The following is a 16,881-nucleotide window of genomic DNA, read 5'->3' on the forward strand; positions in this document are numbered from 1 at the left end:
CTCACGTCTCCATTCTATGGACTGCCATTCATGCGTGGCGGACAGTCACATCGTTCGTACGACGTAGCAGATGGGCAGAGAATGGGGTTCCCAGAGACTGACGATCCACGACGTCACGATACGAATTGGCTCAAGGACGTTCCTCACTCATACCAAACTCTTGTAGACGGTATGAAAATCTATTCGCGCAAGATCGAAACGTCGAAGTGTGGTTTGCAGGTTTCGCCGGACAGAAACGCCTCGAAGGCTGCCTCTGAGTCAAGCAGACTGAACCGATCATCAAGGAATGTGTCGTGGTCGACATCACCTGAGGCAATAAGACGAAACGCGCGATTGAAGTCCTCATACATCGCGCTGTAGGAACACTGAAGGTCCACCTCTGATCGAACCAATGACGTGTAGGACAGCGTTGTGTCTCCGGGTTGACCGACAATGACAATCTGTCCTCCCTTTCTAACCACTTCGGTAGCCATCTGTAGTCCCGAAGGATGTCCAGTCGTATCGAAGATGATGTCGTATCCTTGTCCATCGGTGAACTCCTCACGATACATTTCCAAATCAGCGTCCTCGACATTGACCGTGGAGTACCCGAGTTCCTCTGCAAGAGGGAGTCGGTAGGTCGTGTCCTGACTAACGCCGGCGACGGCCACTTCTGCGCCTTGTGCGTCCGCGACTTGTGCGGTCAGAAGTCCGATCGGACCGGGACCGGCGACGAGTACTTGATCACCGGCACCGATACGAGAGTTCTCGATCACCGCACGAGTACAAACCGCTGTCGGTTCCGCAAGAGCGGCGTGACGCGGGTCCACGTTTTTGGGAACAGCCTGAAGCGATTCCGCCGGCGCTGTAACATAACCCGCGTACGCGCCGTCGTGATCGATTCCAGTAAGCTCCGTGGTCTGGCAGATGTTTTCCATCCCGATTCGACACTGGTAACACTCACCGCATCCGTGGATAGGTCGCTCTACAACCTGCTCCCCAGACGAGAATCGTGTGACATCGTCGCCGGCTTCCACGATGGTTCCCGTGTACTCGTGACCGATAATCGTTGGTAGATTCATCCGCTCGAAGGCCGGTTTGAACTGGTAGATTCCAGCGTCGCTCCCACAGAGCCCAGCGTACTCAACAGCGATCAACACCTCATCCGCGGAGGGGCTGGGAGTCTCGACGTTAATGAGTTCCATACTTCCGGCTTCACGGTTGACTTTCGCTAACCCGCGCATACGAAATGGTCGATATTTACATATTATAGTGTTTCGGAATCGGCATTAGTACGGTCTTTGCGAACGTGATTTGACGAAAGAATTTCATCGTTCGGAATCGATCTTTGTCTTCCTTCGGAGGGGGAACGACTTGGGCGTCCGTGTAGAAGACATTCACGCGGGACGTCGTGCGACTCCACCCGATGACCGAAGACTTAACATTCATTGTCGAATATGAGCGAACGGTATGCCAGAAGATACCAGTACGGAGCCCACCAGACAAACGGTACTGAGCAGACGGAACCTCGTGAAAGCAGTCGGAACGACTGGTCTTGTCGCGACAGCGGGTTGTCTCGATAGCGTCTCCAGCCAACTTTCCGGGCAGCAGTCATGGCCGTCTCGCCCCGTGGAGATCATCTCGCCGTGGGCCGCGGGGGGTGGGGCTGACCGAACGAGTCGTGCTGTCGCTGACGCAGCTGAGAATCACACCGAGGGGACCTGGAATGTGAGCAACCAGACCGGCGGCTCAGGCTCAGTCGGGATGAACGCGGCCGCGAACGCTAAGCCTGATGGTCACACCATCGGTTGTATGGCTCCCGAGATCGCACTATTCGAACATCTCGGAATCGCAGATCTGAGCCCCGACGATGTCACACCGCTCATGCAGTATACCGAGTTTCCGGCCGCCCTCGTCGTTAGGAAAGACTCGAAATTCAAATCGGTCGACAATTGGATAGCTTACGGTCAAAAGAACACGATCAAGATGGCGAACTCCGGATTCGGTTCATCGTGGCATATGGCCGCGGCGGCGATTGCTGACGAGGCGGGTGTGAAGGTAGAACACATTTCCTACGACGGTGCAGCGCCTGCCATGACGGCCGTCGCGAATGGGGAAGTTGACTCTACTGCGGTGGGAGCTGCTGAAGTAGCATCTCAGGTCAAGGACGGCAACCTTAGAGCCTTAGGCGTCGCATTCGATGAGAAGGTCAAGTCACTTCCAAACACACCAACACTAGCAAATGAAGGTCTCGATATCCGGATCGGTTCGTGGCTAGCGCACTTCGCGCCGCCGGATATGACTGAAAGCCGCAAACAGGAAATAGTTGATGTGTACAATTCCGTCTACGAGGATGACGGATTCGTAGAGTTCATGAACAACAACGGCTTCATACGCGTCAAACGAAGTCCCAAAGAACTCCAGCAGTTCCTCCAAGAACAGTACGAATACTACGGGAACCTCGTCGACAAACTCGGTATCAGCAAGCAGTGACGAACCGTGTTGACTTCCCTACTGCCAATTGATGTCGCTGGGCCGAGTTAACGCGCGGCAGGCCGTCATCGACACCGATTTTCAGACACTCTCATCGAATATCCACAGAGAGAACACTCCCACACGGACGAGACTGTACGAACTTCATCGATGGATTTACAGCAGCTGTCGCACTCACTTCTGGTATGCACACGATAGAGCACGATGTAGAGCGACCAGACCGTGCCGTCGTTGAGGCCTTCGAAGCGATTCCGAGTACCATCGTTTCAGACGTAACCGGAAACGTCGGACTGACGATGGATTCAGGAATTAGACCCGCCTTCGAGGGTGTCGATATGGCAGGAACCGCCGTTACGGTAACCGCGTCACCAGGTGACAATCTAATCATCCACAAAGCGATCACGGTCGCCAACCCTGGCGATGTTCTCGTAATCGACTGCAATGGGTATACCGATACTGGCCATCTCGGCGAGTTGATGTGTGCCTCGTGTCAGTCAAACGGGCTCTCAGGTATCGTCATTGACGGCGCGTACCGTGACAAGCGGGAGATCAAGGAGATGGAGTTTCCCGTCTACGGGCGAGGCGTGAATCCGCAGGGACCGCTGAAGCAGGATCCCGGATCCATCAACGTCACCATTTCTTGTGGTGGAGTCAGCGTCAATCCCGGCGACATCGTCGTTGGCGATGACGACGGACTGGCCGTCATTCCCGGAAAGGACGCACAGACAGTCCTCGAACGTTCCCGGAAGAAACTGGATTCGGAAGACGCTACTCGTGAAGCACTCGAAGACGGGACGTATCTCTTCGAAATGAACGGTTACGACAAACTATTCGAGGATATGGATGTTGTTGGTCCCGAGGACTCGATTCAGTAATCGGTGCGGACAACAGCGAGATCGGCCGTAAGCGATCGGTGTCTGATTTGTCGCCCGGTGTCGTTCGCGTTGGACGTTTCTAAAGAAGAGAGGTGAGGGAACAAACAAGGTGGGAGTATACCGCATCGAAAGCAGACGCCATCAGAGGCAACTGAGTCGTATAGATTTATTCTCACCATACACGCAGCTGATTGCTCGACATACGCGTGTACTTCTCGTCGCTCACTTTGGGGGGCTATCCCACGTGGAACCGTTGTCCTGTGGTTCGTATCCGAGCACAGCTTTTGCGTGTTCGATGTCGAACCACCGAGCGTCGTTTCCGCTTACCGCGTAGAACGAGTCGTAGGTCACGTCTTGGTCCTCTAGACAGCACTCCAGCAGATTCGCAAAGTCACGCTGAGAGGTCCACGACGCCTTGAGCCGTTTCACCATCTCTTCGTACTCCTCGCTACCACGCTCCCAAGAGCCGGTTTGTGACTGATCCCAAACCTCGTCTTCGTTGACTTGGTGTTCATCGCTACGGGTGACACCGCGTTCGGCGTCGCCGTAGGGATGATCGTACGTCTCGGTCCGGACGCTGGAGATACGGAGAGAATACACCTGTTCTGGCGCGCCCTCACGCCGGGCGTGCACCCGACAGATGTGTTCGCCAAACATCTTCGAGGCGCCGTAGTAGCCATCGGGCTTTGGAAGCGTTTCGTGAGTGAGTCGACGGGGATCGTACTCGCTTGGATAATCCTCCCTGTACAGTTCCGGCGCGTGTTCCTCCTCGTACAGCCCCATTACGCGCTGGGAGGACGCGTAGATGAGTTTCGGAACGTCGGCGTCTTTCATCGCCTTCAGAACGTTGTACGTCCCCACGATATTTGGTTCAACGATATCCTCGAAACTGGCACCTGCGTCTGACTGCGCAGCGAGATGGATTACAGCGTCTTGCCCATCGAAAGCTGGCCGAATCGCGTCGTAATCGGAAATGTCTGCGACATGTGTGTCGTACTGAGGATGATCGGTTCGGTCAAGATACGTGAAATTGTACCGTTCCTTGTTGGCTAAGTTGGTGAGAATTGCTTCGCCGGCCTCTCCAAACGGACCCGTCACAAGAACATTTGGTTCTGGCATTGACGAGTATGAATCGAATGTTCTGCTATTTAATTGTTTTCATGGTTAATACAGCCCACCGTGCGATGAATGTCCTATTACACCATTTTCAATAATATTGAAAAGGAAGCCAGTATATCGAGCACATGGATTACAATAGTACACCTGTAATCCCTTACTGTCCAAATCCAATACGTCGACGAGAACAAGGGGGACAAAAGAGAGATCCAATAATACTGAAAGATATTATTTTTACTATCTGAGATCGTAATTAGTATTGTCACTCCAGCAGGACTACGGTCTTTCTAATCATCCCATTACTACTTACATGATTATTAATTACCTATATTAGGTGACAGTCCCTATAAGAGTGTACGCGGTGTTGGCGCATTCGACACGATCGTCTGTGCAATAGTCGTCGAGGGCCACTCACTGTCGGTGAGGTGGTGAAGATACGTGCCGTTTTGGTAGACAGAGCAATCCACTTCAACTTTTTAACGTTCAGTATGTCTATCCGTTTGGTTGCGACAACATAACAGTCCGCCGTTGGCATCTATATATACATCTTAAGAATAAACCATATATCGGTGTACCAAATCCACCGAAATTTTGGTCCCTACCTCGGAGAATAGATTTCTGTAAATAGCTTTTGCTCATACTTGTCTGAGCGTAATTTACAAAATATTCTTACGAGAAGGCGTCTATCGATATGCTAATCGATCTGGAAAGCTGAGTCGAATGTACCACCGAGTAGCTACTGATCCTCCAATCTATTCGGGATCTTGTTCAGCAGGCGGGGCAAGCGTCTTCTCACGACCTCAACCGTTGCTCGTTCCAGTCGCCACTGATCGGTACCGAGTGGGATACCGTCGTTCGTTTCTGCCCGCTTGAGGATGCTCCGCGTCTTTGATTGCGGGATCTCACAGAACTCTGCCACGGCTCGTTGCTCACGGCCTTTTCGCACCTCCCGAATGAAATTCTGGGTCCGGATGTACTCACTCGACACTTGCTGCAAAGAGTCGTCCTCGACAGTGTAGTTGAGTGGCGGCCAACCGACGTTGCCAGTGTTGCCAATAATGCCATCATTTAAGAACCACTCTCACTCCACTATTGCCAGTAACGAGGAAAAAATGAATAGGAGGACAGAAACGGTCACGCTTTTGGTCTGGTTATTGTATCGTGTTCTACTATTTACTATGTCTTATTGAAATATACATACATATTATAGATAGTTGGTATAGCTGATAGTTGATATAGCTAGTTGAATAACTATTTTGATTCTGGTATCTAGTTTTTCCCAGTACGGGTCTGGTTTCGCACGCATTGTATTAAAAGTACCGGCGTTCAGAAAAGGGGTCGACGACTTCCTCCAGTCGTTGCGGAAGTTTACTGGCAATAGTGGAGTGTGTGTGTTTTATAAGTGGATGCAATACTGGCATAACTGGTTCGAGTGGTGAGTTAGTGGTAATACTGGAACCTATGGTTTTATGATGGTTCCTCGTCTTGAGTCCGCTTATGGGTCGATTCAATCGAGAATCGTTCATCATTCAGGACAAAGACGTCCTCCGAGATGACTACCAGCCAGAGACACTTGAAGAGCGGGACGAGGAACTCGACGAATACGCGGCCGCGCTCCGTCCCGTCATTCAGGGCTGGCAACCGAACAACGTCTTTCTCTATGGCGTTACCGGCGTCGGGAAAACAGCTGCGACGCACGATCTTCTTGAGGAGTTGCAGGAATCCGCCGAAGAGTACGACGACGTCGATCTCAACGTTATTGAACTCAACTGTACTGGCTGCACTACGTCCTATCAGGTGGCGGTTAATCTCGTAAACGAGATTCGCTCACCGTCTCACCCTCTCACCACTGTATCGTCTACACGCGAACCCATGAGCGAAACCGGATATCAACAAAAACGGATCTTCAACGAACTCTACAACGACCTTGAGTCGATCGGTGGGACTATTCTCGTGGTTCTGGATGAGATCGATAACATCGGCTCGGATGATGATATTCTGTATGAGCTCCCACGAGCTCGCTCTCAACTGGATCTCGACGTGAAAATCGGTGTGGTCGGCATCTCGAACGACTTCAAGTTCCGGGAAAACCTCTCTCCGAAAGTCAAGGACACTCTCTGCGAAGAGGAAATCTTATTTCCTCCATACGACGCGAATGAACTACAAAATATTCTCAAGCAGCGAGCCGATATCGCGCTCTACAGCGATGTCCTCGAGTTGGATGTAATCCCGTTGTGCGCAGCGTTCTCTGCACAAGACTCGGGATCTGCTCGGCAGGCGTTACGATTGCTCCGGAAAGCAGCTGATATCGCCGAGAACGATGCGATGGCCGGTGAAGAGGCGAAAATCACCGAAGAACACGTTCGGGAGGCCGAGCATCAGATCCAACGACAACAGGTCGTCGAAGGGATGCATTCGTTGACCCGGCAGGGACAGTATGTGTTACTAACTGTCTGTCAGCTAGCGGCAGAAGGAGAAACACCCGAGCGAACGAAACTGATCTATAGGCGATATCGAGAGGTTCTTCGCACCCATAGCAGTGATCCGCTAAAACGCAGGCGGGTACACGACCACCTGTCGGATTTGAGCCTCCACGGGATCTTACGATTGGTCGACTCGTCGAGTGGACGCGGGAACTACAACGAATACGAGCTCGATGTCTCCCTGTCGTCGGCCCTTGATGCACTTGAGAGTGAACTCGGAGAGCTTGACGAGATTCGTGAGACCGCGAAACGGCATCGGGCTTTGGAATGACTTAAAAACCAACAACACCAGTACTGCCAATACCCTCTCCACTATTGCCAGTAAAACGCCAACCGGAAGTGCCAGTTTGTCCAGTACCCTCTCCAGTGTTGCCAGTATTATCTAAATGAACGTTATATGATTTGAACTCCAAATACCCTTGTTGCCAATAATCCATAACACGATACCGTCCTCTGTTTTTACTGGCAATAGTGGAGTGTCTGACTTAATTTCAGAAAGATTTAGTAAACGCCTTCCAGTGGCGTCTGGAGAGGTTCTCGTATGTCAACGATAACCGGTGCCAGCGTTCAGCACACTTTGGTGTGGAGTCACGCAAATCACGAAGCGATTTACTGGCTCCGAAAAATCAGAGATCTCTCCTGATTTCCAACCTCAAGTCGTGACCTCCAACCTCAAGGATCGAATTTGGGTATTTCGACGCCTCTTTAAGCATGTCAAGTACAAAGCCCCGAAACGCGGCGTCACGGCAAAGCAGGCTAGTTTCAATCCTATGTTTAGTTTCTAGGGTACTGTGACAGGGAGGTGAATACTCTGGTGACAGTCGCAGTAACGTTTCTCAATGCGCTCACAGAGGAGATCCGACCAGAACTCTACGATGAATGTCCTAAGCGCGCACAATTAACCCTTGGTTGAAGATAGTGAAGACGCCTCGATGGAATCAATCATAGCCGATCAGCGGATAAAAGAGCTAAAAACGCACACCAAAACAACCGACGGTCAGGCCCATTAGACGAGGAGTTGGATATCGGCCTCGGCCATATCCTGAATCGCTGTGGCGGCACCAACGCCTGTTGTCACACCGTCATAGAAGTCGTTTTCGTCATAGTCCATGAGATCGATGGTCATCTGGCAGGCCTGAAACTCTACACCCATCTCTAGGGATGTTTCGATGAGTTCCGCGATCGTGGCGGTGTCGTTGTCCTCTATCTTCCGCTCCATCATCTTCGTCGTCACACGATCCATGCCCGGAATTGCGGCAACGGCGTTCGGGACGGGCATATTGGGATTGCCGATCGAACTCAGCTTCAACTCCTTCGAGCGTTCCTCATGGAGGATGTCCAACCCCCAGAAGGTGTGGAAGACGGTAACGTCGTAGCCGAAGGCAGCAGCCGTGCTCGCGAGGATGAGCGGAGGGTAAGCCATGTCGAGCGTCCCCTTCGTCGCGATGATCGACATCTTCGACGGGGCGTCGTCGTCAGTGGCTTCCGCGAGCGCGTCCTCAAGTTCCTCGATTCGCGCGGCGAGCTCGGCACGCGAGGGGGCCGCCTCGTCCGGTGTCGACTGAGTATCCGTACTCATCGTTAAAAGGTGAATACCTGATCTGCCGTTTCGACTTCCTCAAGGAACGTCGCCGCACCCGCGAACTTGGTCGTGACATCGTCGTTGATGGCTTCTTGGTTCCACTCAAGCATGTCGAGAGTCGTCGTGCAGGCAACCGTGGTGACGAGGTCGCCGCCGTCAGCGACGAATGCGTCGAGCATGTCGTAGGGGTTTGGCATCCCTGCCTCGAGGAGCGGTTCGATTTCAGAGACATCCATCTCACCTTCGAGAAGGTGGGAGAGTCCATCGAAGGTAAAGTAGACGAGCACCTCGGTGTCCGACGCGAGCGCCGTGTGACCGAGGTTCATCGCCATTGCGAGACTCTTCGGGCTGTCGTTGTCGACGATAATTCCAATCTTATTCATTGTTTATTCAGTTTTACGCACGTAGTGAGTGTATATATCGTCGCCTTCCTCTTGGTCGAGGAGTTCAACACCGTCGGTCGTATCTGCCCAGCCGCCGAGGTCGCTCATGCTACCAGGATCGGTCGCAAGAATTTCGAGAACTTCACCTGCTTCGAGCCGGTCGATGTTCTGCTTGGTCTTGACAACCGGCATCGGACAGTTCTCACCCTGTACATCAAGGGTCTCAGTGATTTCGTATTCAGTCATGGTATTGACCTCACTACCCAATACTGGAGGGTAGTAAAAAAACCCATCGATAGTAGTTCCCCCAAATCACAATACCAAAATGCACTCTTTCTCAGTGGCGCCTCAATGGGCCATGAATACCGAATGTTGTGGCAATAGTGTTGTAGAGTAGGTGAACTACTATACAAAGCCTTATTTACAAGCAGTCAATAGAGAAGAGTGACGATGACCGGAGAGAAAGACTCCGAATCCACTGAAACGGTCGCATCGACCACACCAACCGAGCTGAAGGCGCGTATCGATAGCGGCGAAGACGTATTCATCCTTGATGTACGTTCGGAAGCCGACTTCGAAGAGTGGCACATCGACGGTGAAAACACCGATATCGTGAATTACCCGTACTTCGAGTTGCTCGATGACATTCCCGAAGACCTGCACGCAGAGCTTCCCGATGATCAGCGCATCACGGTCCTCTGTGCAAAGGGCGGGTCAAGCGAACTCGTTGCCGAACATCTCGACGACGACGGGTACGATGTCAATCACCTCGAACGGGGGATGAAAGGTTGGGCGCGAATTTATGATTACCAAGAGCTTGACGCAGATGTTGACGCGACAGTCGCCCAGTATAGACGCCCGTCCAGCGGGTGTCTTGCGTACCTCATCGTCTCCGATGGCGAAGCAGCTATCATCGATCCGCTTCGCGCGTTCGTTGACGAGTACGTTCAGGATACGCGAACGCTGGGTGCCGATCTCATGTACGCGCTCGATACACACATCCATGCCGACCACATCTCCGGTATTCGTGACCTCGCCACCGCCACCGACGCGACAGCGGTTCTTCCGGAGACAGCCGCCGAGCGTGGCATCGAGTACAAGACGCCCTACAAGACAGTCACCGACGGTGACACACTCTCCGTTGGGAGCGTTGACATCGAGGTCATCCATACGCCGGGACACACGACCGGCATGACCGCGTATAAGGTCGGGAATGTCCTGTTCACGGGCGACGGTCTCTTCACCGAGAGCGTGGCTCGACCTGATCTTGAAGACCCTGCGGCCGCAAAAGCCGCTGCCAGAACACTCTATGAGAGCCTCCATGAGCAGGTTCTCACGCTCTCTGGGGACACAGTCATTGCACCGGCGCACTTCAGCGACTCAGCGACACCGAACGAGGACGGCACCCACACCGCGGAGCTTAACGATCTGATCGAGCGGATGGACGCGCTCACGATGGACGAGGAGACGTTCGTCGAGTTCATCATTGCAGACATGCCGCCCCAACCAGCGAACTACGAGGAGATAATCGGGACGAATCTCGGCCAGCAGGCCCCCGATGAGGAGGAAGCGCTTGAGCTCGAACTTGGACCAAACAACTGCGCCGCGAGTGAGGAGGCACTGACAAACTGACGATGGAGCCAGTAGTTCCGCTGCTCACGACCGGTGATCCGTTTCCGCGAGGGATACTACCGTACCTCATCGGTGGTCTGTTCGTCGGACTCGGCGCGGCAGTCATCTATCTCGCAACTGGGATCATCGCGGGCGCGAGTACGTTCCTTGAGTCGACACTGTCGTACGTCTCGGGCATCGAACGGTTCAATCGCTTCAAGTACGTTCAGTCCCGAAACTGGCGGGTCGTGTTCACGTTCGGCATCGTGAGCGGTGCGGCGATCTGGGGGCTCGCTCTCGCACCTGATCCCTCCATTTGGACGACTAATGTTCAGTGGTGGCGGCTGCTCGGTGGTGGCATCCTCGTCGGTGTCGGCACTCGCCTCGGAAAGGGATGTACCTCTGGGCACGGCGTCTGTGGCGTCGGGTCGCTCTCGAACACCTCGCTGGTGAACGTTGCGACCTTCCTAGTGACGGCAATCGGAACCGCCCAACTTGTCGCCGCTCTGGGGGTGTCTCCATGAGTGAACGCGACCGCAGCCCGTTGTTCCTGCCCGTCATCTACGTCGGTGGGCTGATTTTCGGGCTTGGGCTCGCCATTAGTGGGATGGCTCGTCCGGAGGTTGTTCTGGATTTCCTCCAGTTCGACGACTTCGGCCTGCTGTTCGTGATGGGCGGTGCGGCCGTCGTCACCGGAATTACGTTCACCGTTGCGACGCGCTACCTAGATCGCGCCCCGCTCACTGCGAGCGAATACACGCGCCGAGTGAAGGAATTTGATCGCAACGTCGTCATCGGCGGCGTGATCTTTGGCGTCGGCTGGGGGATCTCTGGGATTTGCCCCGGTGCAGCCTACGCCAGTTTCGGCGTCGGCAACTATCCCATTCTCTGGGCGATCATCGGCATGTTCCTCGGTGCCTACGCACAGGGCTATATCCGATCACTCGGTACTGACGACACGACGGCCAGCTAACACTCATGCCACTACATACCGAGTATCTGATTCGGCACCAACGGTATTGTGCGTCAATGGAAATACGATCCAAAGAATGGATGGTCGCGTAAAATGTTCGGACTCGAACTGATAAGTGGTTCAGTACAGGCGATCGCTACTGTGGGGCTTGTCTTCGCGGAAGCGATCACACTCTATGTGGGGTACGGTGCGCTCAGCAGTACACTCGGACAGGTCATCATCGACGCGGTCGGAGGTGACTAACGATGGCGATCTTTGGGATGGGTCTCACCATGGCCGCCGTCTTCATCGGGTTTGGTCTGCTCATCGGGACCCTATTCGGGTTCTTCGGGATGGGTGGCTCATTCCTTGTGACGCCTGCTCTGCTCGTGATGGGGTACCCCTCGACGGTCGCTGTCGGGAGCGGACTGGCGTTCGTCTTCGGGACGAGCGTGATCGGCGCACTCCGCCACCGTGACCACGGACAAGTCGATTACAAGCTCGCTGGGATCATGACCGTCGCAATGACGCTCGGTATCGAGGGCGGAAAGAGCGTCGTGTTCTTTCTCGAAGCGACTGGCATGGCCGACCTCATTATCAACGTCGCGTACGTCGGCCTACTCGCCGGCGTCGGATTGCTCACGCTCCGTGACGCATGGTCAGACAGCGGAGACGACACTTCGAGTGACCTCGCGGACCGCGTTCAGGCTATCCGTATCCCGCCGATGGTGACGCTCCGCGGTGGCGTCCGCGTCTCGGCAGCAATCATCTTCGCAGTAGGGCTTGCAATCGGTGTCCTCTCCGGATTCCTCGGTGTCGGTGGCGGGTTCCTTCTGATGCCCGCAATGATGTACGGGCTTGGCGTTCCGGCCGCCATCGCCGTCGGAACCGACATCCTCCAGATCACTATCTCGGGGGCGTTCGGTGCGTTCACGTACGCACAGTCCGGAGCTGTCGCGTTGCCGGTCGTCGGTTTCCTGCTTCTCGGGAGTGCGCTTGGTGCACGGATCGGGGCGGGCGTGACGAAACTCGTCGACGAGGACGAGATCAAGGGCTACTTTGCCGCGATGCTTCTCGCAGGGAGCATAGCAGTCGCGTCAAACAAACTTGGAAACGTCTACGGGATCGAACTTCTCAACACTGTGAGTACCGTGTTGATCTTTGGAGCAGCGCTGCTCGTCAGCAGTGCCGTCGTCATTGCCGCCGTGTGCCGACTCCGCGGTGACCGGCCGGGTCATGGTGTCAACTCACTACATCGTAGATGTGCACAGTATTGTGTGAGACACACAACTACTTTTGAGTCTGTATCTCGGTGACGACTACGGCAGCGGTCGACGTGCGTGACAGAAAAGAGGCGTCGGAGTACGCCAGTAGCTGCTGAACGAGGAATGGACAAATACAACCTAAAAGCGCATAGAAAACACATTTTGTAAAGAGATATCGTTTTATAATACTCATTCATACATATAAATATGAAAATAGTGTTTGAGTGTGCTGAGAAGAGTCTTGCGAGCAAGCAAGTGGGCGCTCAAATTGCGCGTGGTATCGTGTGAGCGACTGGGTTCCGACGACGTGTATGCGGTGTGCTGTTGGCTGTGGCCACATGCACCAAGGCACTGATATCGGGTACGGAATCAATATCGTTCGGGGGGATTCTGCCCACCCAGTCAATCAGGGGGCAGCGTGTGCACGCGGGATCCGCGAAAGCAAGAATCCCAACGGTAAGTGGCTCACTCGCCCGCTCGTTCGTAGGGACGGCGAGCTGCAACAAACCACCTGGGACGTGGCGCTTGCGCGTACAGTCGCAGGGTTGCGCGAGGTCCAGAATCAGGATCCAGACAGCGTTACCGTCCTTGGCAGCGGTCAGCAGACTAACGAAGCCGCCTACATGCTCGGGAAGGTCGCCCGTGGTGGCTTCGGGACTCGCAACTACGACGCGAACACGACGCTTTGTATGGCCAGCGCGGTAACAGCGTACTACCAAGCCTTCGGCAGTGACGCCCCGCCCTGTACCTACGCCGATATCGACACAGCCGAAGGACACGTCGTCTGGGGAGCGAATCCCGCGGTCGCTCATCCAGTGCTATTCCGCTGGATTCGGCGGGCCGCCAGCGAAAACGGTGAGATCGTCGTCGTGGATCCGGTACAGTCTGAGACCGCAGAGAACGCTGAACATCATATCGCGCCTGCGCCCGGTAAAGATCTCGCGCTGGCACGAGCAGTACTTGCTCACATCGTGGAGACCGGCCGCGTCGATACGGCGTTCATCGAGACAGCGACCACGGGGTTCGATGCACTCTGTGGTGTGCTTCCTGACGTGGAGACGGCCGCCAACGACGCCGATGTCACGATGGCCGACGTGGAGCTACTCGCCACCACCCTTGACAACCGAACACTCATCTACTGGGGGATGGGTATCAACCAGCACGTTCAGGGGACTGAGACGGCACGAGCACTCATCGATCTGACGTTGGCAACAGGGAATCTCCAGCCCGGGGGCGGGCCATTCTCGCTAACCGGACAAGCCAACTCGATGGGGACGCGAATATGTTCCTCAAAGGGAACCTGGCCCGGACAGCGAGCGTTTGAGACCCTCACCCACCGGCGGACCATCGCTGACCACTGGGACATTCCGGTCGATCGATTGCCTACCGATCCCGGACCGGGACCCGTCGGTATTCTCGAAACGAACCCCGACGCCGTCTGGACTGTTGCGACTAACCCTGTCGCCGGAATGCCTGACGCTGACACCGCTCGTAAAGCGCTTGAAGACGCGTTCGTCGTCGCACAGGACGCGTTTCACACGGAAACAACCGCCGTCGCTGACGTGGTTCTCCCAGCGGCGACCTGGGGAGAGTCTGAGGGCACGACAACGAATATGGAGCGGACCATTTCACGGGTGCGAGCAGCTACTGATCTCCCAAGCGGTGTGCGCCCAGACCTTGATCTTATTGCGACAGTTGGCGCTCGGCTGTTCCCGGAGTTGATTACGGATCCTTCACCGGATCCATCAGCGGTCTTCGACGAGTTCACCGCGCTGACAGAGGGAACTGTCGCTGACTGCTCAGGAATCACCTACGAGCGTCTGGAGAAGGAACATGCCGTCCGCTGGCCGGCTCCTGATGAACAGAGCGCCGGTGGCTACCGCTACTACGATGACGGGTCGTGGTCGTTCCCGACTACCTCTGGCAACGCCCACTTCTCGACCAATCGACAAAGACCGCTTCCGGAGCCAACAGACGACGAGTACTCTCTGATGCTGACGACAGCCCGTGAGGCCGATGGGTATAACACGGGTGTCCGCTCTCGCGGCGGTACGAGTGGCAAACTGGTTGCCCGTATCCACCCGGACACTGCCGCACTCGACAACGACCGGGCTATCGTTGCCTCCCGGCGCGGATCGGTGCCAGTCCGTGTCGATCGTGACGAGAGCGTTCCACGAGGAATGGTTTGGCTCCCGATCCACCATCCGGCCACCAATCGACTGACGCTCTCCGATCGGGATCCCCAATCCAATGAGCCACACTTCAAGCAGTGCGCTGTCCAGCTAATCGCACTAGAGGCAGAGGTACCGCCGACTAACGACGGCAACCGCTCATCTATAGGGCGTGAGCACTGAGGGACTGGTGTGCACCACGCACCCTCCTGTAAGTCACCGTCACATGCCTACGTCGTGTTATCCACGAAGTGTTCAAACCTATTTAGACACTTTCAGTAGCGGGATATCGACGATCGAACAGAGACGACCTTTGGTTCGAAATCTCCCATCTCCAACCTCTAACACGTATTTTCCCTATTATGTAAACAATTACTGTTATTATATGCAACTACAACGCATTATGTATGGTAAAGTGGTGGAACATCCATATCAACGGAGGTTCAGTAGATGAACTGCCGACACACATCAACCGTGTCGTGTCTGTGGATGAAACGAGGGCGATCTCATGAGTTTGATTCCAATGACCAAATACCGGACGCTAGCGCTGGCGACTGTCGGATTTAACTTCTCGTTTCTTATCTGGTTCTCGTTTGCTCCGTTCACTGGTCCGATTGCTACTGCGTTCGGACTGTCGCTGGCGGATATCGGCATTCTTGCGAGTGCAGCAATCTGGCTGGCTCCATTTGGACGTATCCTTACCGGTTGGTTTTCAGATAAGTTCGGGGCACCGACAGTGTTCGCCGTCGTGCTATCCTACGTCGGAGTATTCTCGATGGCGAGCGCATTCGCCCAGTCGTACACTGTCTTTTTCATCGAGCGGCTGATCGTGGCGACGGCCGGTATCACTTTCGTCATCGGGATCCAACACGTCTCAGAATGGTTCGAAGAAGAACAGTTGGGAACCGCCGAAGGGATCTACGCCGGTATCGGAAACGCCGGAGCAGCTGCAGGGGCGCTTATCTTACCGCGTGTCTTTCCCGCGAACTGGAGCGGGCCGTTGTTCGAAACCAACTGGCGGGCCGCTTTCTTTTACACTGGCGTCATCGCTATCCTCCTCGCTGCCACGTACTACATCCTCGGCGAGGCCGCAAAAAGTGAGGAGAAACGCCAGGCGACAAAAGAGAGTGCGAGCTTCAAGAGCTGGGTTTACACCGCGACGCGATACGGAACCGTCATCCTTGCACTGGCCTACGTGATGAGCTTCGGACTGGAACTGTCGATGAACGGGTGGCTGGCAACCTACTACCGCGAGGGATTCAACACTGATAACCTCGTGCTGGCGAGCACCTTCGCGGCGATGTTCTCTATTGCGGCGGGCCTACTTCGTCCCTTCGGGGGCTACGTCAGCGACTATCTTGCCCGCGAGCAGCGGAATATCCTCCCGGTATTCACCGGCCGCTACCGCGAACAATGGACGTTCGTCTCGCTGTGCTTTATCGTCCTGATGATGTTCGGTATGACGCTAGCAGGTCTCTCCGGCAAGGTGTTACTCGCGGTTGGTGCTGGCTTTCTCGTCGGCATGGGGTGCGCTATGGCCGAAGGGTCCATCTTCGCGCAGGTACCGGCACTGTTCCCGAACAGCTCTGGTGCCGTCGCTGGCGTCGTTGGTGGTGTTGGAACTGTTGGTGGCATCGTCTATCCGCTGGCGTATTCGGCATCGGTTCTTCCGAACCTACACGTCGGATACTCCGTTGTTGCTGTTTCAATGATACCCATCGTGTTGCTGACAGCGTGGGTGTTCCAACCAACGGTCGCGCGCGTTGCTACCGAGGCTGGCTTCGTCAATGAAAGCGGACAGTCAGAGACCCAATCAGTATCTAGCAGAAACGATTGAGATACGTCTGGCAGTTGTTCTCGTGAGCGGGTGTTATCCAGTGAGCACGACACCAGCAACGCAGAATTAATACATAAAAATAAATACATAATACGTCTACTAGCTGGTGGTATTGTGGACAGACGCACGGAGTG

General features: G+C 54.7%; 15 protein-coding genes and 1 pseudogene. 10 read left to right on the plus strand and 6 right to left on the minus strand.

Annotated features, from left to right (window positions below):
* Positions 1-179 precede the first annotated feature (179 nt).
* The gene (locus EIK79_RS12835; protein WP_124955507.1) at positions 180-1,223 is read right to left on the minus strand and encodes a zinc-dependent alcohol dehydrogenase; all 1,044 of its coding nucleotides are present in this window, start codon (positions 1,221-1,223) and stop codon (positions 180-182) included.
* A 226-nt stretch (positions 1,224-1,449) separates the two neighbouring features.
* On the opposite strand from EIK79_RS12835, the gene EIK79_RS12840 reads away from it, so the two are divergent.
* Both EIK79_RS12840 and EIK79_RS12845 read left to right on the plus strand, forming a co-directional pair.
* The gene (locus EIK79_RS12840; RefSeq protein ID WP_124955508.1) at positions 1,450-2,472 is read left to right on the plus strand and encodes a Bug family tripartite tricarboxylate transporter substrate binding protein; all 1,023 of its coding nucleotides are present in this window, start codon (positions 1,450-1,452) and stop codon (positions 2,470-2,472) included.
* Between the two features lie 185 nt (positions 2,473-2,657).
* On the plus strand, positions 2,658-3,347 hold the full coding sequence (locus EIK79_RS12845) for a 4-carboxy-4-hydroxy-2-oxoadipate aldolase/oxaloacetate decarboxylase (protein ID WP_124955509.1): 690 nt from the start codon (positions 2,658-2,660) through the stop codon (positions 3,345-3,347).
* Positions 3,348-3,569: 222 nt separating this feature from the next.
* On the opposite strand, the gene EIK79_RS12850 is transcribed toward EIK79_RS12845, so the two are convergent.
* Entirely contained in the window at positions 3,570-4,466 is an 897-nt protein-coding gene (locus tag EIK79_RS12850) for an NAD-dependent epimerase/dehydratase family protein (protein ID WP_124955510.1), read from the minus strand.
* A 733-nt stretch (positions 4,467-5,199) separates the two neighbouring features.
* Entirely contained in the window at positions 5,200-5,460 is a 261-nt protein-coding gene (locus EIK79_RS12855) for a hypothetical protein (RefSeq protein ID WP_124955511.1), read from the minus strand.
* A 500-nt stretch (positions 5,461-5,960) separates the two neighbouring features.
* Between EIK79_RS12855 and EIK79_RS12860 the strand changes: the two genes are divergently transcribed.
* Positions 5,961-7,217 (plus strand): orc1/cdc6 family replication initiation protein, encoded by a 1,257-nt coding sequence (locus EIK79_RS12860; RefSeq protein WP_124955512.1) that lies wholly within the window; start codon positions 5,961-5,963, stop codon positions 7,215-7,217.
* 735 nt (positions 7,218-7,952) lie between these two features.
* Here EIK79_RS12860 and EIK79_RS12870 read toward each other — a convergent pair.
* The 3 genes from EIK79_RS12870 to EIK79_RS12880 are packed head-to-tail and all read right to left on the minus strand — an operon-like array spanning position 7,953 to position 9,157.
* Positions 7,953-8,525, minus strand: coding sequence for a DsrE/DsrF/DrsH-like family protein (locus EIK79_RS12870; protein WP_124955513.1), 573 nt, complete (start codon positions 8,523-8,525; stop codon positions 7,953-7,955).
* Positions 8,526-8,527: 2 nt separating this feature from the next.
* A complete protein-coding gene (locus EIK79_RS12875) occupies positions 8,528-8,911 on the minus strand; it encodes a DsrE family protein (RefSeq protein WP_124955514.1) in 384 nt (127 codons plus the stop codon).
* 3 nt (positions 8,912-8,914) lie between these two features.
* A complete protein-coding gene (locus tag EIK79_RS12880) occupies positions 8,915-9,157 on the minus strand; it encodes a sulfurtransferase TusA family protein (RefSeq protein ID WP_124955515.1) in 243 nt (80 codons plus the stop codon).
* Positions 9,158-9,361: 204 nt separating this feature from the next.
* On the opposite strand from EIK79_RS12880, the gene EIK79_RS12885 reads away from it, so the two are divergent.
* The 7 genes and pseudogenes from EIK79_RS12885 (at position 9,362) to EIK79_RS12910 (ending at position 16,747) form a co-directional block, all read left to right on the plus strand.
* Complete coding sequence (locus EIK79_RS12885; RefSeq protein ID WP_124955516.1) at positions 9,362-10,543, plus strand: MBL fold metallo-hydrolase; 1,182 nt, start codon at positions 9,362-9,364, stop codon at positions 10,541-10,543.
* A 2-nt stretch (positions 10,544-10,545) separates the two neighbouring features.
* Positions 10,546-11,046: a YeeE/YedE family protein gene (locus EIK79_RS12890; RefSeq protein ID WP_124955517.1), complete on the plus strand. Its 501-nt coding sequence runs from the start codon at positions 10,546-10,548 to the stop codon at positions 11,044-11,046.
* The gene (locus EIK79_RS12895) at positions 11,043-11,495 is read left to right on the plus strand and encodes a DUF6691 family protein (protein WP_124955518.1); all 453 of its coding nucleotides are present in this window, start codon (positions 11,043-11,045) and stop codon (positions 11,493-11,495) included. The genes EIK79_RS12890 and EIK79_RS12895 overlap by 4 nt, the downstream gene beginning before the upstream one ends.
* Before the next feature lie 93 nt (positions 11,496-11,588).
* Positions 11,589-11,738: a DUF7512 family protein gene (locus tag EIK79_RS18155; RefSeq protein ID WP_185715628.1), complete on the plus strand. Its 150-nt coding sequence runs from the start codon at positions 11,589-11,591 to the stop codon at positions 11,736-11,738.
* 17 nt (positions 11,739-11,755) lie between these two features.
* Positions 11,756-12,735: pseudogene (locus tag EIK79_RS12900) on the plus strand (sulfite exporter TauE/SafE family protein).
* 288 nt (positions 12,736-13,023) lie between these two features.
* The gene (nasA, locus tag EIK79_RS12905; protein ID WP_124955520.1) at positions 13,024-15,093 is read left to right on the plus strand and encodes an assimilatory nitrate reductase NasA; all 2,070 of its coding nucleotides are present in this window, start codon (positions 13,024-13,026) and stop codon (positions 15,091-15,093) included.
* A gap of 325 nt (positions 15,094-15,418) precedes the next feature.
* Complete coding sequence (locus tag EIK79_RS12910; RefSeq protein ID WP_124955521.1) at positions 15,419-16,747, plus strand: MFS transporter; 1,329 nt, start codon at positions 15,419-15,421, stop codon at positions 16,745-16,747.
* The last annotated feature ends 134 nt before the right edge of the window (positions 16,748-16,881 follow it).

Origin of the sequence: Halocatena pleomorpha (assembly GCF_003862495.1) — an archaeon.
In the GTDB taxonomy this organism is placed as follows: domain Archaea; phylum Halobacteriota; class Halobacteria; order Halobacteriales; family Haloarculaceae; genus Halocatena; species Halocatena pleomorpha.